General features: G+C 72.4%; 21 protein-coding genes and 1 pseudogene. 11 read left to right on the forward strand and 11 right to left on the reverse strand.

The window, feature by feature from the left end; translation table 11 throughout:
• The first annotated feature begins 13 nt into the window (after positions 1–13).
• Positions 14–1,171, forward strand: a complete 1,158-nt coding sequence (locus tag OJ962_RS31300) for a ribonuclease D (protein ID WP_202954861.1) — start codon at positions 14–16, stop codon at positions 1,169–1,171.
• On the opposite strand, the gene OJ962_RS31305 is transcribed toward OJ962_RS31300, so the two are convergent.
• The 4 genes from OJ962_RS31305 to OJ962_RS31320 form a co-directional block, all read right to left on the reverse strand.
• Positions 1,155–1,754, reverse strand: coding sequence for a TetR/AcrR family transcriptional regulator (locus tag OJ962_RS31305; protein WP_202954862.1), 600 nt, complete (start codon positions 1,752–1,754; stop codon positions 1,155–1,157). The genes OJ962_RS31300 and OJ962_RS31305 overlap by 17 nt on opposite strands.
• Complete coding sequence (locus tag OJ962_RS31310) at positions 1,751–3,244, reverse strand: MFS transporter (RefSeq protein WP_202954863.1); 1,494 nt, start codon at positions 3,242–3,244, stop codon at positions 1,751–1,753. The genes OJ962_RS31305 and OJ962_RS31310 overlap by 4 nt, the downstream gene beginning before the upstream one ends.
• A gap of 394 nt (positions 3,245–3,638) precedes the next feature.
• The gene (locus OJ962_RS31315; RefSeq protein WP_202954864.1) at positions 3,639–5,477 is read right to left on the reverse strand and encodes a beta-propeller domain-containing protein; all 1,839 of its coding nucleotides are present in this window, start codon (positions 5,475–5,477) and stop codon (positions 3,639–3,641) included.
• Between the two features lie 13 nt (positions 5,478–5,490).
• Positions 5,491–6,096 (reverse strand): N-acetylmuramoyl-L-alanine amidase, encoded by a 606-nt coding sequence (locus OJ962_RS31320; protein WP_202954865.1) that lies wholly within the window; start codon positions 6,094–6,096, stop codon positions 5,491–5,493.
• Positions 6,097–6,163: 67 nt separating this feature from the next.
• Here OJ962_RS31320 and OJ962_RS31325 point away from each other — a divergent pair, with 67 nt between their 5' ends.
• Positions 6,164–7,027, forward strand: coding sequence for an SGNH/GDSL hydrolase family protein (locus OJ962_RS31325; protein WP_202954866.1), 864 nt, complete (start codon positions 6,164–6,166; stop codon positions 7,025–7,027).
• A gap of 52 nt (positions 7,028–7,079) precedes the next feature.
• Here the strand turns inward: OJ962_RS31325 and OJ962_RS31330 are convergent, their stop codons facing one another.
• A complete protein-coding gene (locus OJ962_RS31330; protein WP_202954867.1) occupies positions 7,080–7,622 on the reverse strand; it encodes a hypothetical protein in 543 nt (180 codons plus the stop codon).
• A 96-nt stretch (positions 7,623–7,718) separates the two neighbouring features.
• Between OJ962_RS31330 and OJ962_RS31335 the strand changes: the two genes are divergently transcribed.
• The 6 genes from OJ962_RS31335 to OJ962_RS31360 are packed head-to-tail and all read left to right on the forward strand — an operon-like array spanning position 7,719 to position 15,271.
• Positions 7,719–8,999 (forward strand): RNA polymerase sigma factor, encoded by a 1,281-nt coding sequence (locus OJ962_RS31335; protein WP_202954868.1) that lies wholly within the window; start codon positions 7,719–7,721, stop codon positions 8,997–8,999.
• Positions 9,000–9,018: 19 nt separating this feature from the next.
• A complete protein-coding gene (locus OJ962_RS31340) occupies positions 9,019–9,966 on the forward strand; it encodes an RNA polymerase subunit sigma-70 (RefSeq protein WP_255525885.1) in 948 nt (315 codons plus the stop codon).
• A gap of 5 nt (positions 9,967–9,971) precedes the next feature.
• Entirely contained in the window at positions 9,972–10,346 is a 375-nt protein-coding gene (locus OJ962_RS31345) for a VOC family protein (protein WP_202954870.1), read from the forward strand.
• Positions 10,347–10,397: 51 nt separating this feature from the next.
• A complete protein-coding gene (locus tag OJ962_RS31350; protein ID WP_202954871.1) occupies positions 10,398–10,880 on the forward strand; it encodes a DUF3455 domain-containing protein in 483 nt (160 codons plus the stop codon).
• 20 nt (positions 10,881–10,900) lie between these two features.
• Positions 10,901–14,152, forward strand: a complete 3,252-nt coding sequence (locus OJ962_RS31355) for a hypothetical protein (protein ID WP_202954872.1) — start codon at positions 10,901–10,903, stop codon at positions 14,150–14,152.
• Positions 14,153–14,188: 36 nt separating this feature from the next.
• A complete protein-coding gene (locus OJ962_RS31360) occupies positions 14,189–15,271 on the forward strand; it encodes a ParB/RepB/Spo0J family partition protein (protein WP_202954873.1) in 1,083 nt (360 codons plus the stop codon).
• Between the two features lie 137 nt (positions 15,272–15,408).
• Here OJ962_RS31360 and OJ962_RS31365 read toward each other — a convergent pair whose 3' ends face one another.
• Entirely contained in the window at positions 15,409–16,302 is an 894-nt protein-coding gene (locus tag OJ962_RS31365) for a LysR family transcriptional regulator (RefSeq protein WP_202954874.1), read from the reverse strand.
• A 70-nt stretch (positions 16,303–16,372) separates the two neighbouring features.
• On the opposite strand from OJ962_RS31365, the gene OJ962_RS31370 reads away from it, so the two are divergent.
• Positions 16,373–17,179 (forward strand): SDR family NAD(P)-dependent oxidoreductase, encoded by an 807-nt coding sequence (locus OJ962_RS31370; RefSeq protein WP_202954875.1) that lies wholly within the window; start codon positions 16,373–16,375, stop codon positions 17,177–17,179.
• Here OJ962_RS31370 and OJ962_RS31375 read toward each other — a convergent pair.
• The 4 genes from OJ962_RS31375 to OJ962_RS31390 are packed head-to-tail and all read right to left on the reverse strand — an operon-like array spanning position 17,163 to position 19,651.
• A complete protein-coding gene (locus OJ962_RS31375; RefSeq protein ID WP_202954876.1) occupies positions 17,163–17,585 on the reverse strand; it encodes a DUF2000 domain-containing protein in 423 nt (140 codons plus the stop codon). The genes OJ962_RS31370 and OJ962_RS31375 overlap by 17 nt on opposite strands.
• Before the next feature lie 20 nt (positions 17,586–17,605).
• Positions 17,606–18,430, reverse strand: coding sequence for an AraC family transcriptional regulator (locus tag OJ962_RS31380; protein WP_202954877.1), 825 nt, complete (start codon positions 18,428–18,430; stop codon positions 17,606–17,608).
• Complete coding sequence (locus OJ962_RS31385; RefSeq protein WP_270006848.1) at positions 18,427–19,314, reverse strand: hypothetical protein; 888 nt, start codon at positions 19,312–19,314, stop codon at positions 18,427–18,429. Before OJ962_RS31385 ends, OJ962_RS31380 begins: the two co-directional genes overlap by 4 nt.
• Before the next feature lie 37 nt (positions 19,315–19,351).
• On the reverse strand, positions 19,352–19,651 hold the full coding sequence (locus OJ962_RS31390) for a hypothetical protein (RefSeq protein WP_202954879.1): 300 nt from the start codon (positions 19,649–19,651) through the stop codon (positions 19,352–19,354).
• A 442-nt stretch (positions 19,652–20,093) separates the two neighbouring features.
• On the opposite strand from OJ962_RS31390, the gene aqpZ reads away from it, so the two are divergent.
• Together aqpZ and OJ962_RS31400 are read left to right on the forward strand one after the other, a co-directional pair.
• Positions 20,094–20,840 carry an aquaporin Z gene (gene aqpZ / locus OJ962_RS31395; protein WP_202954880.1) on the forward strand — a complete coding sequence of 249 codons (747 nt, stop codon included), beginning with the start codon at positions 20,094–20,096 and terminating at the stop codon, positions 20,838–20,840.
• Positions 20,841–21,039: 199 nt separating this feature from the next.
• The gene (locus OJ962_RS31400; RefSeq protein ID WP_270006849.1) at positions 21,040–21,825 is read left to right on the forward strand and encodes a helix-turn-helix transcriptional regulator; all 786 of its coding nucleotides are present in this window, start codon (positions 21,040–21,042) and stop codon (positions 21,823–21,825) included.
• 6 nt (positions 21,826–21,831) lie between these two features.
• Here the strand turns inward: OJ962_RS31400 and OJ962_RS31405 are convergent.
• Positions 21,832–22,046 (reverse strand): annotated as a pseudogene (locus OJ962_RS31405) (hypothetical protein); the annotation flags it as partial.

Below are 22,046 nucleotides of genomic sequence, written 5' to 3' on the forward strand. Positions count from 1 at the left end.
GGGTCGCGCCAGCATGCAGCAGACGCAGACGGAGGTGGACCGCCTCGCCGACATGGCGAAGGCGGAAGGACGGCTGGGACTGGACACGGAGTTCATGCCCGAGGGCCGCTATCGGCCGCTGCTCTGCCTCGTGCAGATCGTGGTGGGTGAGCACGTCGAAGTGCTCGACCCGCTGACCTCGACCTTCAACCCGGCGCCCTTGGCCGCGGTGCTCGCCGACCCGGCGATCGAGATCGTGCTCCATGCCGGGCGCCAGGATGTTGCGATCCTGCGACGCGAGTGGAAGACGACGTTCACCAACGTCTTCGACACCCAGGTCGCCGCGGGCTTCGCCGGGTTCTCCGCCCAGGCCGGCTACAACGGCCTGCTCCACGACGTCCTGCGCATCCGCCTGCCCAAGACGGCGAGCTTCACGCGCTGGGACGCGCGGCCGCTGACCGACGAGCAGATCGCGTACGCGCGCGGGGACGTCGAGCATCTGATGCCGCTGGCCGACAACATCCAGGCCCGGTTGACCGAGCGCGGCCGGCTGGATTGGGCTCGCGAGGAGTGCGTCGCCATCGCGGAGGCCACCGACGAGCGCGACCCGCTGGAGGTCTGGCGCCGGCTCCCGCGCGTGAGCGGGCTGGACCCGCGCGAGCGCGCGGTCGCGCAGGCGATCGCGGGCTGGCGTGAGCGGACGGCCGCGGCCGAGGACCGCCCGGTCGGCGCCGTCGTACGCGACCCGACCGTGGTCGAGCTGGCCAAGCGCCAACCGTCCGGCCGCCGCGACCTGGCCCAGATCCGCGGCATCACACCCGACGTCGTGCGCCGGCGCGGGGACGACCTGATCGCGGCCATCGCGGCCGGCAAGGAGGCCGAGCCGATCCAGCTCGAGGAGGGCGACCGCTCGCCCACCGAGGCCGTCGACGGGCCGACGATCGCGCTCGCCGAGTCGCTGGTGCGCTCACGCGCGCAGGAGGCCGGGCTGGCCTACGAGCTGATCGCGGCGCGCGCGGACCTCTCGCCGATCGTCGTCGCCGCCCGCCGCAACCAGCCCGAGCCGGACGTCCGCACGCTGCGCGGCTGGCGGCGGGAGCTCGTGGGCGAGGAGCTGCTGGCGCTGCTCGCGGGCCGGTACACGCTCGGCGTCGGCCACGGCGGCCGAGTCGAGATCAAGCCCGTGGGCTGAGCCCGGCCATCACCGTTCCGAGCAGCTCGACGGGGTCGCCGAGCCCTTCTTCGTGCCCCCCGCAGATGATCAGGCGGTAGATGAACGGGCCGACCATCAGGTCGACCGCGACCTCGGTGTCCACGTCGGCGCGAATCTCCCCGCGCGCCTTCGCCCGCTCGACGATCCCCCGCACCACACGCCGGCGCGGCTCGACCAGGTGCTCGTGGAACAGCGCGTGCATCTCCGGCTCGCCGACCACTTCCGAGAGCAGCCGCGGCATCAGCGAGAGCGCGCCCGTACGCGCCGCTCCCGCGAGCACGTTCTGCGCCGTGGCGGCGAAGTCGCCCTGCAGCGAGCCCGTGTCGTCGGGCAGCGGGATGTCCGAGTTCAGGTGCGCGATCGCCGCGCGCACGAGCTCCTCCTTGGAGCCGTAGCGGCGGTAGATCGTCGCCTTGCCGACGCCGGAGCGCTCCCGCACGCGCTCCATCGTCAGCGCGCGATAGCCGTCCTCGGCCAGCAGCTCGAGCGCGGCCTGCAGGATGGCCTCGTCCGCCTCGGCGGAGCGAGGCCTTCCCGGAGGGCGCGTCTCGACGTCGCTCAAGCCGGCACGACCTCGCCGACCCGGCCGCGGCGCTCACGCGGCAGGAACACGGCCGCGACCAGCGCGCCGGCGAGCGCGACGCCCACGGCGACGAGCGTTGCGGTCTGCATCGCGTCCATGAACGCGTTCTGGCCGGCTGCGATCAACTGCGGGTTGCCCGTCGCGAGCGCGCCCGCGAGCGAGTCGCGCGCCACCTCGGGAGCAGACTCCATGTCTCCACGGTAGCCGCTGGCCAGCAGCGAGCCGAGCACTGCGACACCCAGCGAGCCGCCCGCCACGCGCGTGGTGTCGTTGATCGCCGATCCGACGCTCATCTTGGCCTCGGGCAGCACGCTCATGATCGCGTCGGTCGCGGGCGCCATCGCCGTCCCGATGCCGTAGCCGAGCAGCACCAGCGCGGCCGCGATCAGCCCGTAGGAGGAGCTCGCGTCGGCCAGCGAGATCAGGAACATGCCGGCCGCGACGAACACGAGCCCGAGCGGGACCACGGCACGCAGACCGATCCGCTCCGCGAGCTTGGTCGAGGACGGCCCGGCGAACACGAGCCCCGCGGCGACCGGCAGCGTCTTGATGCCGGCGTCGAGCGCGTCGTAGCCCTTGACCAGCTGCATGTACTGCGTCAGGAAGAAGATCATCCCGAACAGCGCGAAGAACGCGAGCGAGATGGCGGCGCTGGACGCGGTGAAGCGCGGATTGCGGAAGAGCGCGACGTCGAGCATCGGGGCCGGCGCGCGGCGCTCCCACGCCACGAACGCGGCGCCGACCGCGAGCGCGACCGCGAAGGCGCCGAGCACGAGGCCGTCGGTCCAGCCGCGCGCGGGCGCCTCGATCAGGCCCCAGATCAGCGTCGTGAGCGCGGCGAAGGAGAGTGTGAAGCCGCGCAGGTCCAGGCGCGGCGCACTCTCGTCACGGCTCTCGGGCACCAGCCAGCGGCCCGCGACGAGCGCGCCGAGCACGATCGGGACGTTGACGAGGAAGATCCACGCCCAGTCGGCGCGCTCGATCAGCCAGCCGCCCGCCACCGGACCGATCGCGATGCCCAGGCCGGAGACCCCGGCCCAGATGCCGATCGCCTTCGCGCGCTCGTGCGCGGGGAACGTGGCGACGAGGATCGAGAGCGTGGACGGCATGATGAACGCGCCGCCGACGCCCATGATCGCCCGCATCACGATCAACAGGTCCGGCGAGGTGGCCAGCGCGGAGCCGAGTGAACCGGCGCCGAAGACGATCAGGCCGAGCGTGAGCGCGCGCTTGCGGCCGAAGCGGTCGCCGAGCGAGCCGGCGGTGAGCAGCACGCCGGCGAAGACGAGCATGTAGACGTCGACGATCCATTGCAGCTGCGAGGAGGTCGCGTCCAGGTCGCGCTGGAGCGTGGGCAGCGCGACGTTGAGGATCGTGTTGTCGAGCCCGATCACCAGCAGCGACAAGCACAGGACCGCCAGCGTCCACCAGCGGCGCGGGTTCAACGAATCGAGACTGTTCCGTTTCATAACGACGACGATACGCCGCGTTGATACGAAACGCAACCGTTCCGTCTTGATACTCGAGCTAGCCGCACCCCGGTCGCTTAATGAGCGGCTGGGGAAGCCCTTAAGGACATTTGAGGGTCGACTTACCGCTTCCTTGAGAAAGGGCTCCAACATGGCTCTCGTGATCAACGTCGTGGCCGACACCCTCCCGACCCTCCTGGCCACGACGGCGTACACGCCCTAACCCCTCTCCTGGGCGTGGACAACCCTCAACGCCGCGGCGCCCGGAACTCCCTCTCCTCCGGGCGCCGCGGCGCCCCTCTTTAAGCGAGCCCGCCGGGCAATACCGGCACGCGCGCTGCGGCACATCCACGGCTGCACCACATCGGGCGCACCGCACATTGCCCGGCGGACTCTAAAAGGCCGTGTACTTGACGGCGCCGAGCGTCGCGATGTCGCTCGAGAGCACGCCGAGGTAGGACAGCGTGTAGAGGCGGTCGCCGATGACGAACGAGCGCTGGATCGGCACCTGGCCGCGCTCGGGCGTCTCATGCTCGAGCCGGCCCTGCTCGACCAGCGACGTCGGTCCGATCTTGATCGCGGCCGCGCCGGTGAACGGCGCCTCGCCGTAGCTCTCGACCGGCATCACGGCCAGGTTCGCGGGCGCCCAGTAGGTGAAGGCGTGCGGTTCGTTCTCGACCGGCGTGGAGCCGGAGCCGAACGGGAGCACCGCGAGCCGCGCCGGCGCGGCGGGGTTGGAGACGTCGAACAGCGACGCCTGCACGGCCTCGCCTTCGCGGCCGACGCCCAGCAACCGGCCCTCGCCGACCGGGTGCAGGTACGCGGAGTAGCCCGGGATCTTGAGCTCGCCGACGACCTTCGGCGCCTTCGGGTCGCGCAGATCGAGCGTGTAGAGCGGGTCGATCTGCCGGAAGGTGACGACGTAGCCCTGCTCGCCCATGAAGCGCACGGCGTAGATGCGCTCGCCCTTGCCGAGGCCGGTCACCGAGCCGATCCGGACGAGGCGGGCGCCCTGCTGGTCGAGCACGGTCACCGTGCTCTGGCTCTCCTGCTGGGAGCCGGGCGCCCAGCTGGGCTCCTCGGTCGAGGCGACGCGCAGCTTGCCTTCGTGCTCGGAGAGCGCGTAGTTGTTCAGGATGAAGCCGGGCACGACGCCCGTCGCCCGGTAGACCGTCTTCGTCGGGTCGGTGATGTCGAAGCGGTGGATCTCGGTCTGCATGCCCTCGGGCACCTCGCCGCCGGTCTCCAGCCCGCGCACGTAGCGGTGGCTGGCGACGTACAGCGAGCCGGCGGAGCCGTAGACGACCTGCGCGCTCGCCATCACGCCGTCGCGGTCCAGCGAGTACATGCCGCGATCCAGGTCGACCGTGAGGATCGCGAGCACGCCGAGGCCGGAGAACCGGCGCGGGTGCGAGACGGCGTCGCACGGCGTGAGGTTGCGGCGGAACGTCTTGCCCGAGAGGTTGCTCTTGAGCGTCGTGCGGCCGAGGAAGTCGCGCACGCTGGCTTCCGCCGGGTCCTCGACCGCCGCCGGCGCGCCCTCGAACACGAGCCGGGCGACCGCGCCGTTCTGGCGCGCGTCGACGAAGCGGCCGGGGACCTCCATCGTGCGCAGGACCTTCGGCGCGGCGCTGACGTCGAGCTCGGTGACGATCGTCGCCTGCTCCCCCGGCGGGAACTGCGCGTCGAGGCGCTCCTGCGGCCCGGAATCCCCGCTCTTGGCCGCGATCGCCAGCACGCGATCGCCGCGCAGCAGCAGCTGGTGGCCGTGGCCCTCCAGCGTCAGCGTGCCGGTGACCGTCCCGCTCTCGACGTCGATCACCCGCAGCGTGCGGTCGGTCACCGCGAACACCCGGCGGCCGTCCGTCTTGAGGATGTCCGGCTCGTCGACGCCGATCTCCTGCACGTTGGTGCCGGAGAACTCCGGGACGGCGCCCCCGACGGCCGCACCCGAGTCGCTCTCGCCCGACACGGGAGCCGCGGCCGGCGGCGCTGAGGTGACGCGCTCGGCCGGCGGCCGGATCGGCGGCGTGGTGACGACATCGACCGGCATCGGCGCCGCGCGGCCCGTCACCCCCACTCCGCCGCCCGTGCGCTCGGCGCCCGCGCGCGCGTAGTCGACGAGCTGCGTGCACGAGGCGAACGCCTTCAGGCGCGGTCGCTTCGTGGCAGCGCCGGCGACGTCCGCGAACGCGATGGTCAGGACGAGGGTGACCGCCGCGAGAGCTCGCATGCGGTCAACATACTCAACAGTCGAGCATCCGGGCGCGATATCTCTGCATCGTCGCGCGGGTGAAATCCCCGTGCGTCTGCGTCCGCAGCCGCTCGACGTTCTCCTTGTGGAACGGCGACGAGCGGTTCTCGTTGTGGCCGATCACGTTCTTGGTCTCGATGCCGTAGCGGCAGCGCAGCCAGCGCGTGAGCCGCAGCGAGGCCGCCAGCTGGCGCTGGTTGCCCATCACGTCGCCGTCGCTCATCCCGACGTGCTCGATCCCGAACGACGTGTAGTTCAGGCCCACCGTGTGGCGGCACATGATCGAGCGCGGGACGAGCTGGTAGATCGTGCCGTCGCGGTCGATCACGTAGTGCGCGCACGTGCCCGGCAGCTCCTTGAGCTCCGGGTCCGGGCGGTTGGGCGCGAAGGTGTTGTAGGTCTGCTGGAAGGTGGAGGTGACCGTGTAGTGCTGGACGATCACCTTCGGGTCGCGCAGCCGGTAGGAGTCGATGCCGTAGTGGCGGCGCGCGTACGCGGCCATCTGCTCCTTGCGCGCGCGGGGGAAGGGGATCGGCTTCTGCACGATCGTCGGCTGCGGGACCGCGGCCGCGAGCACCGAGGTGATCAGGGCGAGCACTCACTTGCAATTTGACAGGTCGTCACCAGCGGAGGAACCTCGCAGCGGTCCACCACTGGGAGGTGTCGTGCACACTTTGCGCGCGTTCGCGGCCGTCGCCGCGACGATCGGAGCCCTCGCGGTCGCCCCGGCGTCCGCCAACGCGGCCTACTGGGTCGGCCTCGGTGACTCGTTCGCCGCCGGGCCGCTGATCCCCAGTCAGACGCTCAACCCGCTCGGCTGCCTGCGCTCCACGCGCAACTACGCACGGCAGGCGTCCGCACAGCTCGGCGTGTCGCTCCGGGACGTCTCGTGCAGCGGCGCCGAGACCGCCGAGATGACGACCTCCCAGGAGACGTACGCCGGGACCAACCCGCCGCAGCTGGACGCGATCGCCGCTGACACGCGGGTGGTCTCGCTGCAGATCGGCGGCAACGACATCGGCTTCACCGAGATCCTGACCAACTGCCAGACGGCGAACCCGTTCGGCCGCCCGTGCCAGGACCGCTACGTGCGCAACGGGGTGGACGAGCTGCGCCGGCGGATCGGGGAGACCGCGCCGAAGGTCGCGGCCGTCCTGCGCGACATCAAGGCGCGCAGCCTCGACCGGGCGCGGATCGTGGTGCTCAACTACGAGGCGATCCTGCCTTCGAGCGGCTCGGGCTGCTGGCCGCAGGTGCCGCTGGCCTGGGCCGACGTGCCGTACGTGCGCGGCATCCAGCTCGAGCTCAACGCGATGATCGCCCGCCAGGTCACCGAGGCCAACCGCGAGTACGGGCCGGGTGTGCGGCTCGCGGACACCTACACGGCGAGCCTGGGCAAGGACGCGTGCAAGGGCTCGGGCACGCGCTGGCTGGAGCCGCTCGTGCCGGGCAACGCCGCCGCCCCGTTCCATCCGAACGCGCGCGGCATGACCGGCGTGACGCCGACGGTCGTCGCGGCGGCGAGCTAGAGCCACCGGCACCCGGCCGCGCGTCATGCGCGGCCGGGCGTGACCCCCGGGGCTAGCGGCCTTTGCGGGAGTTGTCGATCTTGCCGCTCTTGAGCTTGGCGGCGGCGGCGCGGACGGACTTGCGGGCGAACTTGGCGCCCTCCACGTCCCACATCTGGCACTTCTGGCCGTCGGCGGTGCAGACCTGGCCGAAGTGCATGTCCTTGCCGCCGACCGTGCCGCGCGTGCGGATCAGCCAGGTGCCGTCGGCCCGCTTGGAGTAGACGCTCGTGGTGCTGCCGTCCTCGAGGGTGGTCGTCTTCTCGGCGCTGACACCGCCGGCTTCCTCGATGGTCGCGAACGCCGTCTGCGGGTCGCCCTGGAACTTGATGCACGGCATGTCGTCGTCCTCGGGCTCGGTCCACTCGCAGGCGAGCGTCTTGACCGTGGTGCCGGCAGCATCGAAGACCTTGGCGTCGACCTTCACGAGCGGGAAGTCGGTCACGGGGGAGACCGACGGTGCGCCGGCGCCGCCGCCGGCGACCTGGGCTTCGGCGACGCCGCCGGTGGCGAGAAGTGCGGCTAGCGCGATGGCGGAGAGAGTGGGGATTCGCATACCTTCCACGTCGGTCGCGCCGCCGCCCGGTGTCGCGTCATCAAAAGTTTTCCGAACCTGCGACACATCTCCTGAGATCGAGCGTCAGCCGTGTGGATGTCAGACGACCGTGAGCACGACCGACGGCTCGCCGAACGCGCGGGCGGCGGCGACGAGCGGGCTTTCGACGAGCTCGTGGAACGCCACCAGAAACCACTGCTGCGCTACGTCGCGCGGCGCTTCCGGCCTGAGCTGGCCGAGGATGCGGTGCAGGAGGCGCTGCTCGCCGCGCACCGGGCGCTGATCGCCGGCACGCGCCCGGCCGACGTGCGCGCGTGGCTGTCCACGATCGCGTGGCGGCGAGCGCTGGACATCGCCCGGCGCGAGCGCGACGCGCTGCCGCTCGACGCGGGCGTCGCGGCGAAGGTGTCCGACGATCCCGAGGCGCGCGCGATGCAGGCGCACGAGCTCGACCGCGTGGTGAGCGCGATGTGCGAGCTGCCCGAGCGCCAGCGCACCGCGCTGAAGCTCAGCGCGCTCGAGGGGCGCTCGCTGGAAGAGATCGGGCACGCGCTCGACGTCGGCGCCGACACGGCCAAGTCGCTGGTGGCCCGCTCGCGCCGTACGCTCACGCACCGGCTCGCGGCGGCGGACATGGACTGCGGCGACGTGCGCCTGGAGATGGAGGCGGCGGCGCTGCGCGGCGTGCGGCTCTCGGGCACGGTGACGCTGCACCTCGACGGCTGCCGTGCCTGCGCGCGGGCGCACCGCGCGATCCGGCGCCGCCGCCGCGTGGCGCTGCTGATCCCGTTCGGCCTGATCGTGCGCACGGCGGGCATCCGCGACAAGTTGCGCGACCTGATCGCGTTCAACCCCGCGTGGGAGATGCACGCGACCGCTGCGAAGATGTGCACGGCCGCGTGCCTGACCGCGGTCGGCACGGGCGCGGTGGCGGCGCCGACGGTGACGGTCGCGGTGCCGCTGGTGGTCCAGACCGCGACGCCGACGCCGATGAAGGCGAAGCTCGCCAAGAAGAAGAAGCGCGCCAAGCCCAGGGCGACGCCCACGCCGACCGCGACGGTCGTCGTGGCGCAGGCGACCCCGGTGTGGACGCCGACGGCGAACCCGACGGCCGCGGCGAAGAAGAAGAAGAAGGCCGACCGGCAGCAGGTGCCCGAGTGGATGCGGCACAAGAAGCGGCCGCAGGTCGTGATGGCGGGCAGCGGCGAGTCCGGGCCGGGCGTCGTCAAGCCCAAGCGGACCCCGACGCCGGCCCCCACGCCCGTCGCGACCCCCACGCCCGCTCCCCCGGCCGCGACGCCGCCGCCGCCCGAGCCGACGCCGACGCCTCCGGCACCGGTCGAGACGCCGGCGGCGACGGCGACGCCGACCGGTTAGTTTCCGGCGGTCACGTCGTTTGACCGCCATGAGCCTCGACGAGATCACGTTCAACCGCGCGCTCGACGCCCACCGGCGTGAGCTGCACGTGCACTGTTACCGGATGCTCGGCTCCTTCGAAGAGGCCGAGGACGCGCTCCAGGACGCCTTCCTGCGCGCGTGGAAGGCGCGCGAGGGCTTTTCCGGCGGTGAAGGCCTGCGCGCGTGGCTGTACAAGATCGCCACCAACACGTGCCTGGACGCCCTGCGCGCGAAGAAGCGGCGCGCACCCGCGCAGGGCGAGATCCCGTGGCTGCAGCCGTACCCGGACCGGCTGCTGGACGAGGTCGCGCCCAGCGAGCACGAGCCGGACGCGGTCGTCGTCGCGCGCGAGACGATCGAGCTCACGTACATGGCCGTCATCCAGCTGTTGCCGGCGCGCCAGCGCGCGGTGCTGGTGCTGCGCGACGTGCTCGAGTGGTCGGCGGCGGAGACGGCCGAGATCCTCGACCTGAGCGTGCAGGCGGCCAACAGCGCGCTGCAGCGGGCGCGGGCGACGCTCAAGGAGCGGCTGCCCGAGCGCCCGGAGGCGCGCGTCGAGCTCAGCGAGCCCGAGCAGCAGCTGCTGCGCGGGTTCATCGAGCACCACGAGAGCGGCGACTACGAGGCCGCGGCACAGCTCATGCGCGAGGACATCCGGGTCACGATGCCGCCGAACCCGGGCGAGTACGTGGGCCGGCAGGCGCTGCGCCCGCTGATCGCCAGCGCGCGCGAGATGGGCGAGTGGCGGCTGGTGGAGACGCGCGCGAACCGGATGCCCTGCGCCGCCTCCTACCTGCGCCGCCCGGGCGACACGGTCTTCCGCGCGTTCAAGTTCGACGTGCTCCGGGTCGCCGACGGCGAGATCGCCGAGATCACCACCTTCGACTCCTCGCTCTTCAGCGCCTTCGGGCTGCCCGATGAATTGCCGGACGTGGCACGGTCTTAATCCACATGTTCAAGGACACGAAGGCCTTCAGCGGCTTCTCGGCCCCCGACATCGAGGCCGCGCGCGCGTTCTATGCCGACACGCTCGGCATCGAGACCAGCGAGGACAACGGGATGCTGATCCTGCACCTCGCCGGCGGGCGCGACACGCTCATCTATCCCAAGCCGAACCACGAGCCGGCCACCTACACGATCCTCAACTTCGGGGTCGACGACATCGAGGCGACGGTCGACGAGCTGCTCGAGCGCGGCGTGGACATGGAGATCTACGACGGCTTCGAGCAGGACGAGCGCGGGATCGCGCGCAACGCCGGCCCGCCGATCGCGTGGTTCCGCGATCCCGCCGGGAACATCCTCTCGGTGATCGAGAACGAAAGTTAAGGGCGTCGACCCGAGTGACACGGGCGGGCGCAGCCTCCAAGCTGCCCCGCCATGCGCATCCTCCCCACCGCAGCTCTGCTGACCCTCGCCCTGGCCGCCCCCGCCGCGGCCCAGTCCGACGTGAACCCGCCGGCCGGTCATGTGCCGTTCGACGCCGGGTTCGCGCTCGGTGTGCAGACCTACAAGTGCGACGGCACGGCCTGGGCCTTCACCGGCCCGCGTGCGACGGTCTACAGCCTCAACGGCCGCATCGACCACTACGCCGGCCCGACGTGGGAGGCTCGCGACGGCAGCACGGTCGTCGGGGCGAAGGTGGCCGAGGAGCCGAGCCCCGTGGGCGCGATCCCGCACCTGCTGCTGAAGGCCACCCCCACGGCGCCGGGCCACCTCGGCAAGACGTCCTACATCCAGCGCCTGGCGACCACGGGCGGCGTCGCGCCGGCCGCGTCCAAGTGCACGGCGGCGACCGCCGGCAAGGTCGCCGAGGTCCCGTACACGGCCGTCTACACGTTCTGGCGAGCGGCGCGCGCTTAAGGAGTACAGTCCGCTTCGCTTTGCGGAGCCTGATCGCGTGCATGGTGCTGCTGCTGGTCTGGTGCGGCGTGGCCGGGGCCAAGACGCGCGTCGGCACGGGCGGCAACGTGCACGCGGTCGCGGACCCCGACGGGACCGCGCATGTCCTCTGGCGCAGCGGCAACACGATCACGTACTGCCGGGTCGCCCCGGGGACGGAGGCGTGCGCCGCGACGCGCACGTGGTCGAGCGCGGGCGGCGACATCGACATCGTGCGTGCGCCGGCCGGCGCGGTGCACGTGCTCGTCTCGGTCTGGTTCGCGGGCGGCGACTTCGGCACGCCGGGCCTGTGGGACGTCGTGCTCAGCGGCGGGACGTGGGCGGCGCCGAAGCGGATCACCAACACCGTCCCGGGAAACTCGCACCAGGGCACGATCTTCGGGCCGGGCGAGTTCCAGGTCGGTTGGCTCACCCAGGTCGGCACACCGACCGGCGCGCGGTTGACGTTCGGCACCACGAACTCGCCGGGCGTCAGCCAGGGTGCGGTGGACCTGATCGTCCCGGGCTCCTACGAGGCCGACGTCGGGCTCGCGACCACGGCCTCGCCGGTCGTCGTCTCCCGCAGCACGGGCACCGGGATCACCGCCTACCAGTCCCACAGCGGCGCGGGCGACGTGCGCAACGTCGCGAACTGGCGGGCGGCCAAGACGCTCGGTGACGTCGGCCCGACGATCGACCTCGCCGCCAATGCCCTCGCCGCGCCCGCGCTGGTCTCCTACCAGTACGTCGCGGGCACGGACTGGCGGATCAACGTGCGTCGCTACGACCATGCGTCCGACGCGTTCGGCGCGCCGGTCGTCGTCAACGAGGACGACGAGACGCGTGACGTGTGGGCGTTTCTGGACAGCGCGTCCAACGTGCACGCGCTGTGGCGCTCGGGCAGCCCGAAGTACCGCGGTGCCGCCTCCGCGGCGCTCGTCTACAGCGCGTCCGCGACCGGCGAGGCGTGGCCGAAGAACGGCATCGTGCTCGACCAGGGCATGTCGAACGCGGTGCCGGCGCTCGCGGCGGGGTCCGGAGGGGCCGGCGTGGCGGCGTGGACGCGTGACGCCGGCGACGGCTCGACCGACGACGACGAGGTCTGGCTCGGCGCGATCGGCGGGCCGGGCAGCGCCTTCCCGCCCGATCCGCCGCCGCCCGACACGCCGCCGCCACCCGTCCAGCCGCCGCCGGTGGACCCGTCGTGCGTCAAGCAGCCGGCGCTCGGCGTCGCGAAGCTGCTCGCCACGGGCTGCTTCAAGAAGACGACGGGCTCGAAGCTGACGACGACGCAGCCGTTCCTGGTCAACGGGATCACCGTCGACCCGGGCGGCAAGACCGTCACGGTCGACACCGCCAAGCGAACGCTCGCCGTCTCGAGCGCGTCGGTCGCGATGGGCGTGATCAAGCTGGGCAAGGCCAAGCTCGACTGGACGTTCCCGGCCTCGGGCACGTGGACGCGGCCCGGCGGCGCGATCGATCTCGACGCCGGCGGCTTCGGCGGCGAGCTGCTCGGCCTGAAGATCACGGGCGACGCGACGCTCAAGCTCACCGACGGCAAGGCGTTGCTGACCGGTTTCCTGCGCCTGCCCGCGCCCTTCGACGGCGTCACCGCGCAGCTGGACTTCCGCTCGGACAACTTCACCGGGCTGCAGCTGCAGGGCCTGAAGTCGCACATCGACGAGCTCGGGCTCGGCTTCCACGACCTCGACCTGGAGTACACGAGCGACCCGCCCACGTGGACCGGCAAGCTCAAGTTCCAGCCCTCCGTGCTCGAGGGGTCCGGGACCGACTTCGAGGGCGAGATCCGGCTCGTGAACGGGACGCTGGACAAGCTCGCGATCGCGGCCAAGTTCGACGCGCCCGGGCGGGAGCTGTACCCGCCGCTCGTGTACCTGCGCTACGCCGGGCTCGACCTGGAGGTCAAGCCGCTGCAGATCACCGGGAAGGTGATCGTCGCGGGCGGTGCGTCGCCGACCGACACGCCGATCATCAGCGTCGGGCGCCCCTATGACGACTTCGGGATCCTCAAGCTGCGCCTGGCCTCGCCGTTCTCCCTGCGGGCGGAGGGACCCGTGTACGTGCTGGGGACGCGGGTCGGCGGCGGCTTCTTCCAGTACACGCACAAGGGCGTGATCGACTTCGGCGCGGACGCGAAGATCGGGTCCTGCGACGGCGGGATCGCGGGCGCGGAGGCTTCGGTCAAGGGCTTCGTGGACGTGTCCGGCGGCTTGAAGATGAACGCCAAGGGCGAAGGCCGCGCGTGCCTGGGCGCGCTGTCGGCGAGCGCGACCGCGGTCGTCTCCTCCAAGGGCATGGCCGCCTGCGCCGACTTCAAGTTCCCGCCCATCAGCGCGGGCGCCGGGATCTTCTGGGGCGACGCACTGCCCGACCTCAAGCCGCTGCTGTGCAAGACGAAGCCGTACGAGGTGGCGCAGGCGGCGCAAGCGGGCGGACCGATCCAGGTCGGCGCGGGCCTCAGGCAGCTCAACGTGATCGTCACGGGCGATGCCGGCGTGCCGGTCGTGACGCTGGTCGGGCCGAACGGGCTCCGGTACGCGGGCGCGGCGTCGGGCGTGGTGAGCTCGGCCACGGGCGTGTCGGTCGGCGAGCCCGCCCTCAAGCGCCAGACGTTCATGATCGCGCGGCCGCCCGCGGGCGCGTGGGCGCTGGAACTCGCGCCGGGCTCGCCGGGCGTGACGGGCGTGCAGGTGGCGCGCGACGCGCCGGCCCTGAAGGTGACGGGCCGGGTCGAGCGCGGCGAGCTGCGCTGGAAGCAGTCCGGCGGCTCCGGCCAGGTCGTGAGCTTCTACGAGCAGGGCGACGGCGTGTTCCGGCGCCTGGGCGTGGCGCGCGGGGCGTCCGGGACGCTGCGCTGGAAGCCGGCGGCGGTGCGCGGCGGCCGGCGGACGGTCATCGCCGTCGGCGAGCTCGACGGGCTGGCTTCCGACCAGTTCACGCTCGGCTCGTTCACGCTGCCGCGGCCCGCGAAGCCGGGTATCGCGCGGCGGCTGAAGGCGGCCAAGCGGGCGGGCGCGCTGCGGCTGACGTGGGTGCCGGGGCGCGGCGCCGCGCGGCAGGAGGTGCGCGTGCAGCTCTCCAACGGGATCGGGTTGGTGGAGCGCGTCTCCGGGCGCACGCGCCGGCTGCGGGTGCCGGGCGTGGCCAAGGGCGTGACGGGCCGCGTGACGGTCGTCGGGCTGCGCGCGGACGGGGTGGCCGGAAAGACCGCACGAGTCGTCGTGAGGCGCTGAGTTCCCTCCGGCGCGTCTGCTTATCTGGCGCGTCCGATGTCAGTCGACAAGCTTCAAGAGGCCGAGGAACAGGTCGCGCAGATGCGCGAGGCGGAGGAGGAGTCGCGCCGCGAGGACCTTCGCCGCCCGCCCCTGGACGAGACCGCGACCAAGGCGCACAGCGCCATCACGGCGCCGCTCGCGCAGGTGCGCACGATGACGAACATGCGCACGGGTCCGCTGGAGGCCATCCACGAGCTCGCGGTCTCGATCCGCGAGACCGGGCTCCTGCACCCGCCGCTCGTGCGCGCGACCGAGGACGAAGAGCAGCCGTACGAGCTGCTCGCCGGCCAGCGCCGGTTCGCGGCCATGAAGCTGCTCGACCAGGCGGAAGAGCCGCGGGAGTGGCGCTTCACGCTCGTCGACGGCGTCTCCACGCGTGAGGCGCTGACGATGCAGTTCGCCGAGAACTTCCACCAGAGCAAGCCCGAGCCCGTCCAGTTCGCCCGTGCCGTGCGGCTGATCATGAAGGAGGACGAGTCGCTCACCGCCGCAGAGGTGTCGCGGATCGTGGGCGCGCCCGTGGACTGGACGCGCAAGTCGCTGAAGCTGCTCGAGCTGCCGGACACGATCCTCGCTCGCGTCGAGCGCGGGGACCTGTCGTTCACGACGGCCGACTTCGTGCGCCGCCAGGTCGCGCGCGGGGCCGTGACCGAGGCCAAGGCGCAGGAGCTCGTGGAGGCGCACACCGCCGGGGACATCAGCGCGACCGAGCTGAAGTTCGGCGCGGGCTACGTCCCGCCGCCGCCGGAGAACTACGAGGAGGTCTCGGCCCGCTTGGACGCCGCGCGGCGCGAGGCGTCCAAGCCGGTCCCGCGCGAGGAGCGCGACGAGGACTGGACGGAGGAGTCCGGCGGCGAGCCGACGCCCACCCCGGAGTTCCGGGACGGCCCGTCGGACGCCGAGGTGGACGCGTTCGTGCTCGGCGCGTTCCTGCACCACTCGGCGACCGCGCGCACCAAGAAGCTGCTCCGCATCACGGGCGAGGCCGACGCGCACGAATACGCGCGCTCCCTGCGCCCGCACGAGCGGCTGTCGGCGCTGCGGTCGTTTGCGCGCGAGGCGATCGACGCAATCTAGGCCCGTGGGCGCCTGGGGAGCCGGCAACTTCGAGAACGACACCGCGGCGGACTGGATCGCCGAGGAGTCCGAGCTGTACGACCTGTGGGCGAGGACGGCACGCTCGATCCGGAATGGGTCGCGGCCGTCCAGGATCTTCAGCGCCGGCTCGCCTGAGCCAGCGCGTCGACGAGCGCCTGGGTCGCCGCGGAGCGGTCCGGGCGGGTGACGGCCAGAACCTCGCGCCGCACCGGGCGCGGGTCGTCGACGTTGATCGCGTGCAGGCCGGGCGGGAGCGCGTCCGCGAGCAGTGAAGGGATGACCGCGACGCCGAGCCCGGCGGCCACCAGGCCGAGGCGCGCCGGCCAGTCGCGCAGCGCGTAGGCGACGGTCGCGTCCTCCTGCAGCGTCGGCCACACACCGAACTGCGGGCCTTCGGCGGTGGCCTCGCCGACGATCCACGTCTGGCCGTAGAGGTCGCCGACGTTCACCCACGAGCGGCCGGCGAACGGGTGCTGGGCGCCCACGACGAGCATCATCGCGCCGCGGTAGAGCGCGTCGTGGGTGAGGCCTTCGAGGTCGTACTCGGCGCTGGCGCCGGCCGCGATCACCGCGACGTCGACGCGCTCGGCCCGCAGCCGCCGCAGCTGCGCCGCGCTCCCGCCCTCGCGCAGGCGGACGCTGATCGCCGGGTGCTCTTGCTGCATGCGCTTCAGCGCCCGGGGGACGAGCGTGCTCAGCGCGGTCGGGAACGCGCCGAGCGTGAGCCGGTCCGTGAGCGTCTCCTCGAGCTGGGTGAGCGCGAGCGCGGCGGCGTCGACGCGGTCGAGGATCGGGTGGAGGTGCGCGAGCAGTGCGCGGCCGCGGGCGGTGGGCCGCACGCCGCGCGGCAGACGCTCGAACAGCGGCGCGCCGGCCGCCGCCTCCATCAGCGCGACCTGGCGCGAGATCGCGGACTGCGTGTATCCGAGCGCGCGGGCGGCGCCGGTGAGCGAGCCGCGGGCCGCCACCTCGCGGACGATCCGCATCCCGACAAGGGTCAGCTCAGCCATGCGCGTTTGCGATGGCTTCGATGCGAGATCATCGCTTGTTCGATAGCAGATCGGTCGTACGGTCGAAGGCATGAAGACTTGGTTGATCACCGGAGCGGCGGCGGGACTCGGCCGCGAATGGACCGAAGCGGCCCTCGAGCGCGGCGATCGCGTCGCGGCCACGGGACGCAGCGGGCTCGAGCGGCTCGACGATCTGCGCGACCAGCACGCTGAGCGCCTGCTCGCGCTCGAGCTCGACGTCACCGACCGCGAGCGCGCGTTCGCGGTCGTCCAGGAGGCGGCCGACACGTTCGGGTCGCTCGACGTTGTCGTCAACAACGCCGGCTACGGGCACTTCGGCATGGTCGAGGAGCTCACCGAGGCCGAGGTGCGCGCGCAGATGGAGACGAACTTCTACGGGACGCTGTGGGTGACGCAGGCGGCACTGCCGATCATGCGCGCCCAGGGCGCCGGCCACATCCTCCAGAACACGAGCGAGGGCGGCATCATCGCGTACCCCGGCATCGGCGCCTACCACGCGTCCAAGTGGGCGGTGGAAGGGCTCACCGAGTCGCTCGCGCAGGAGGTCGCCGGGCTCGGCATCAAGGTCACGCTGGTCGAACCCGGCCCGTTCGGGACGGGCTGGCTCGACGCCGGCGTGCAGAGCGCGCGCATCCCCGCGTACGACCCCGTGCGCCCCGAGAACCTGGTGTGGGAGCTCGGCGACCCGCGCGCGACGCGCGAGGCGATCCTCAAGGTCGTCGACGCGCAGGAGCCGCCGCGGCGGATCTTCCTCGGGCGCGGCTCGTTGCCGCAGGCCGAGGCCGCCTACGCCGAGCGGCTGGAGACCTGGCGCGAGTGGCAGCCGGTGTCCGTCGCGGCTATGGGTGCCGCTTGAGGCCGCGCAGGATCTGATCGGCCTGGCGGTGCGGCGCACGGATCGCGACGCCGACGAGGTCGAGGTCGTCGGTGGCGACGGCCTTGACCGCGGCGCGGTTGTCGTCGTCGTGGCCGGTGCTGAACAGCTCGCGCGTGTAGATCGCCATGTCGGCCTCACGCTCCAGCGCGCGCCGGTGGGTCTTGGTCAGCGCGTCGGCGCTGCCCTCGAACACGAGCACGGGCTGGCGCAGCATCGGGAGGTACTGGACGCCGTCCGCGTCCTCATAGTTCGGCCCGACGGTCTGCTCGTTGCCCGTGGCGATGATCCCGCTCATCAGGAACGCGGTGACGTTGAGCCGCTGCCAGGTGGCGAGGTCGTCGCGCACGACGACGGCGATCTTGGTCGGAAAGTCGGTGACGCCCATCGGCTGGGCAGCTTCGCGCCTCAGGACGCGGCCGTCTTGAACGTTCTTGCGCTCGCGTAGCGGGCGGGCGTGATCCCGACCGTGCGCCGGAACGTGCGCGTGAGGTGCGCCTGGTCGGCGAAGCCGCAGGTGAGCGCGACCTGCGCGGGCGTGTGCCCGCGGGTGAGGAGGTCGCGGGCGGCCTTGACGCGCAGGTCGGTCTGGAACGCGTGCGGCGGCAGGCCGACCTGCGCGGTGAAGCGCCGCACGAGCTCGAACCGGCTCAGCTGCGCGACGCGCGCGAGCTCGGCCAGCGGGACGGGCTCGTCCCAGCGTTCGCGCAGGTGCTGCACGGCGCGCCGGACGGCGGCGTGTTCGACGCGGTCGCGCGCCGGCGGCGGGCCGGGCCGCAGGTGCGGCTTGAGCGTCTCGACCGCCTGCAGGACGGCCTCGTCGCGCTGCAGGCCCGCCGGCTCCTCGGCCAGCGCGCGGTGCGCGCGCAGCATCGCGGCCCGGAGCGCCGCGTCCTTGAACACGACCCAGCGGGCGGCGCGCGGCGCGGCCGCGTCCTGCTCGTCCCACGCCGACAGCAGCTCCGGCTCCAGGTAGAGCACCTTGTACGCCCAGCCCTCGGGCACCGCCGGCACGCCCGTGTGCACGGCCTCGGGTTCCAGCACGAAGCACTCGCCGTCGTCGGCCCGCTCCCGGCGCGCGTCGACCTGGAAGGCCGCCGCGCCGCGCTCCATCACCGCGATCGTCCACGTCGGGTGGCTGTGCGGGCGGTACGCGTGGCGCTCGAAGTTCGCGTGCAGCGCCTCGACGCCGCTGAGCCCGTCAGGTCGGTACCAGCGGGCCGCTTCGCTCACCGGGTGCGCTGGATGTTCGACACCGACGGGGGCAGCGAGTCCTCGCCGCCCTTGTAGGCGCCTTCGCTGAGCTGGACCGCGATCGCCTCGAGCATCGCGAACCCGTCCTTGTAGCCGTCGACCTCCATGCCGAGCCGGTCGTAGATCATCAGGTAGTCGGGCTTGTCGTCGACCACGAGCTCCACCTCGCGCACCGTCGCGCCCGCGGGCAGCATGTGCCGCGGGCGGTGCGGAAAGCCCCCGCGAGCGAACGCCGCCTTGATCTCGTCGGTCAGCCCGGGGGCGACGTCGCCCGTCCACTCCGAGCTGGCGCCCACGAAGTGCAGCTCGAGCTTCGCGTGGTTGTCCTCGTCGATGATCAGCTCGATGCGCCCGAACGGGTTGCCGGGGTTGTGCTCGTTGCCGATCGAGTACCAGACGGACTGCCCGGCCGCGAGACCCGAGCGCCGGAACCGGAACACCGGGACGATCGCCACGCCCTTGGCGGCCTGCATGAACGCCTGCGCGTCCTCGTGGTTCCAGAACAGCCCGTGCGGGCTGAGGCGGTCGTCGAGGTCGTGCAGGCTGCGGTGCAGCAGCGCGGACTTGCCCTTCTTGTCGGCGACGTCGAAGCCCCGGAACTCCCACCACCCGCCGCGCTGATCGCCGAGCGCGACGTAGTCGTAGTTGTCGTTGCCCTGGCGCGAGAGGTCGATCAGCAGCTCACGGACGCCGTCGATGTCGTCCGCGGCCAGCAGCTCACGACCGCGCTCCGCGACATCCTGCGGGACCTCGTCGCCGAAGCTCTCGCGCTCGAAGCCCTCGTAGGCGTCGTCGCGCCGGAGCACGACCCGGCGCAGCTGCTCCCAGTCGATCTGCTCGCGGCGGCCGAGCAGCTTGTCCAAGCGCCCCATCAGCCGGCGATTGCGAAGTCGACCCTGATCATGCGGTTGAGCGTAGCGAGGCCGGCTTCACGCGCGGCCGAACGGGAAAGGGCGCGGGGACGCGCATCGCCTGCACGTCGCCGTAGACTGCGGAGCCGTCGCTGATCGTGTGCGGAACGCTCGCCCCGTGGGCGGCGGCGAGCTCGTCCGCGATCCACTCGACCCTGCGGGCGGGATCAGGGCTCCCGAGCATCAGGATCGCGCACGGCGCCTCGCCCGCCGCGAGCGTGATGTGCGCCGTCCGGGCCGGCGCATGCTGTTTCGCGCGCGCAAAGGCGGCATGCAGCACGCCGCTCACCGCACACAGATTCCGTCAAGCCCGGTGACGCGGTGAACCGGTGCCCGCATCGGGTTCGGTGCTAGAGCAAGAGGCGAGCCAGGAGGTAGCCGCAGCCGAAAAACCCGGCGACGACGACGAGGTACGTCAGCACGATGCCGGCGACGAACCCCGGATCCCAGGTGTGGCGCCTGCGCGGGCGAGCGGTTCGTGTGTCGCGCCTGCGGGTCGATGTCGGCATCTCCGAGGCGGCGAAGTCTCATCGCGGTCCGCCGGCCGGGCAAGCGCCGAGGCTGAAGCTCCACCCGAGGTCGCAGACCGACGGACCAGGCGTCGGGCCGGCCGGGCCGAGTGCGACCTTCGGTGGATGTGGCCGGGCAGCGCTTGTGCGCGCGAGCAGGCGAAGGGAGGGTTCCGGGACGTCGGCGCACTGCCGGCCGGATACGACCCCACAGGAGACTCGATGCACCCGCGCCGTATCACTGCCGCCGAGTTCGTCGGCACGTTCGTCCTCGTCTTTGGCGGCGTGGGCTCTGCTGTGATCGCCGGGGAGGTGATCGGCGCACTCGGCGTCGCCTTCGCCTTCGGTCTATCGCTGCTGGCTATGGCGTACGCGATCGGCCCGATCTCCGGCTGCCACATCAACCCGGCGGTGACGATCGGCCTCGCCGTCTCTCGCCGCATCACCTGGCGCGAGACGGTCGGCTACTTCGTCGGGCAGGTGCTCGGAGCCGTCGCCGCGGCGCTGCTGCTGCTCATCATCGTCAAGGCTCCTGACAGCGCCTACGACCTTTCCGAGCAAGGCTTCGGCGCGAACGGCTTCGGCGACCACTCACCGTCCAACTATCCGCTCCTTGCGGCGTTGCTCGCCGAGATCGTGCTCACCGGACTGCTGGTGTTCACGGTCCTCTCGGCGACCGATCGGATGGCCAACGTCGCGTTCGCCGGCATCCCGATCGGCCTCGTGCTCACGCTGATCCACCTCGTCGGCATCCCGATCGACAACACGTCGGTCAACCCTGCGCGCAGCCTCGGACCGGCCGTATTCGTCGGGGGGTGGGCGCTGGAGCAGCTGTGGCTGTTCATCGTCGCGCCGATCGTCGGCGCGGTCGGCGGCGCGCTGCTGCACGGGTACCTGTTCACCGGCGCGGCGCCGGTGGACCCCGAGGCGTCCGCCGTCGCCGCCGAGCCGCCCTTGGCGACGACCTGACCGGCTGCCGGTCGCGGCCGCCCGTGCCGTGGCCGCCGCAACGAGCGCCACCCGGCCGAGCGCAAACTCGTGGGGGGGTGAAACGCCGTCCGATCCGACGAAGGGGTGCACCGCAAACCCCGTCGCGGAGGACGTCATTGCCACACCAGGCGCAGCACCCTGAACCCGCTCGACGCCAACGACGCGCCACCTCGTCGGCGTGATCGCGTCGCCTAAGAGCGCCGACCGCTACTGCAGTGGCTACTCGCGGCGGCTCGGCGGCGACGCCTGGGGCGACGACGAGCGGCTCGCGTGGTACGCACTGGACTGGATCACGACTGTGGTGCCGGCAGCAGCCGTCCTGTCGCCGGTGGACCGGCGTCTGGAGCTGTTCACCGCCGGGCCGGTGGTCGCAAAGGTCGACGGCCCGCAAGGACGACTCGACCTCACGCGGCTGCGTCCCGAGTACTTGAGCCGGGCCCGGACGTTCGACCCGTTCGCGCCCTCGCGCTGGAACCGCGGCGCGGCAACGGTCGTCGGCCCGGCGGACGTCGGCGGCCAGGACGCCCTCGCGCGGTCGTCATACGGCGCGTTCCTGGCCGCCCACGGCGTGGGCACCCAAGTGTCGGTGTTCTTCCGCGACGGCGGGAGGATCGCCGGTGCGATGCTGCTCTTTCGCCGCCGCGACGATCCGCCGTTGACGCAGGCGGAGAGCGTGCTGCTGCGTCGCGTGCAGCCGTTCCTCGAGCTTGCGCTGGCCTACGGCGGGCGCGCGGTCGAGCCGGCGGCGACGGAGCCGCTGCTCGCCTCCGGCCTGACGCCGCGCCAGATCGAGGTGGCCCGGCTCGCCGCGGCCGGCGCCACCAACGCCGAGATCGCGCGTGCGCTGTTCGTGAGCATTCCCACGGTCAAGACGCACATGAACCAGGTCTTGGCGAAGCTCGGCCTGCGCTCGCGCACCGAGCTCGTGACCTTCTTGCGCGGTACGCGCGCAGGTGACGGGTGAGCCGGGTCAGCGCAACTCGAACTCGCCCGCGCCGTCGCGGTCCCGCGGCGCCCGGCTCGGCGGCGCCGCGGGTGAAGCGACGCCGGGCCGGGGCGTGGCCGACGGCGCGACAGCGGGCGGGGCGGTAGGCGACGGCACGACGGCGGGCGGGGCCGTCGCCGTCGGGGCCGCGGCCCGCTGCCGCGCGGCGCGCGAGCGCGCCGCGTTGCGGCGGTGGCGCT

Source organism: Solirubrobacter deserti (assembly GCF_027587175.1).
Taxonomy (GTDB): domain Bacteria; phylum Actinomycetota; class Thermoleophilia; order Solirubrobacterales; family Solirubrobacteraceae; genus Solirubrobacter; species Solirubrobacter deserti.

Excerpts from the sequence above, each read along its gene's own strand:
- OJ962_RS31370 (WP_202954875.1), top strand. The coding sequence starts at position 16,373 with ATGAAGACTTGGTTGATCACCGGAGCGGCGGCGGGACTCGGCCGCGAA.
- OJ962_RS31335 (WP_202954868.1), top strand. The coding sequence starts at position 7,719 with ATGTCAGACGACCGTGAGCACGACCGACGGCTCGCCGAACGCGCGGGC.
- OJ962_RS31365 (WP_202954874.1), bottom strand. The coding sequence starts at position 16,302 with ATGGCTGAGCTGACCCTTGTCGGGATGCGGATCGTCCGCGAGGTGGCG.
- OJ962_RS31345 (WP_202954870.1), top strand. The coding sequence starts at position 9,972 with ATGTTCAAGGACACGAAGGCCTTCAGCGGCTTCTCGGCCCCCGACATC.
- OJ962_RS31315 (WP_202954864.1), bottom strand. The coding sequence starts at position 5,477 with ATGCGAGCTCTCGCGGCGGTCACCCTCGTCCTGACCATCGCGTTCGCG.
- OJ962_RS31360 (WP_202954873.1), top strand. The coding sequence starts at position 14,189 with ATGTCAGTCGACAAGCTTCAAGAGGCCGAGGAACAGGTCGCGCAGATG.
- OJ962_RS31310 (WP_202954863.1), bottom strand. The coding sequence starts at position 3,244 with ATGAAACGGAACAGTCTCGATTCGTTGAACCCGCGCCGCTGGTGGACG.
- aqpZ (WP_202954880.1), top strand. The coding sequence starts at position 20,094 with ATGCACCCGCGCCGTATCACTGCCGCCGAGTTCGTCGGCACGTTCGTC.
- OJ962_RS31330 (WP_202954867.1), bottom strand. The coding sequence starts at position 7,622 with ATGCGAATCCCCACTCTCTCCGCCATCGCGCTAGCCGCACTTCTCGCC.
- OJ962_RS31375 (WP_202954876.1), bottom strand. The coding sequence starts at position 17,585 with ATGGGCGTCACCGACTTTCCGACCAAGATCGCCGTCGTCGTGCGCGAC.
- OJ962_RS31300 (WP_202954861.1), top strand. The coding sequence starts at position 14 with ATGCAGCAGACGCAGACGGAGGTGGACCGCCTCGCCGACATGGCGAAG.
- OJ962_RS31350 (WP_202954871.1), top strand. The coding sequence starts at position 10,398 with ATGCGCATCCTCCCCACCGCAGCTCTGCTGACCCTCGCCCTGGCCGCC.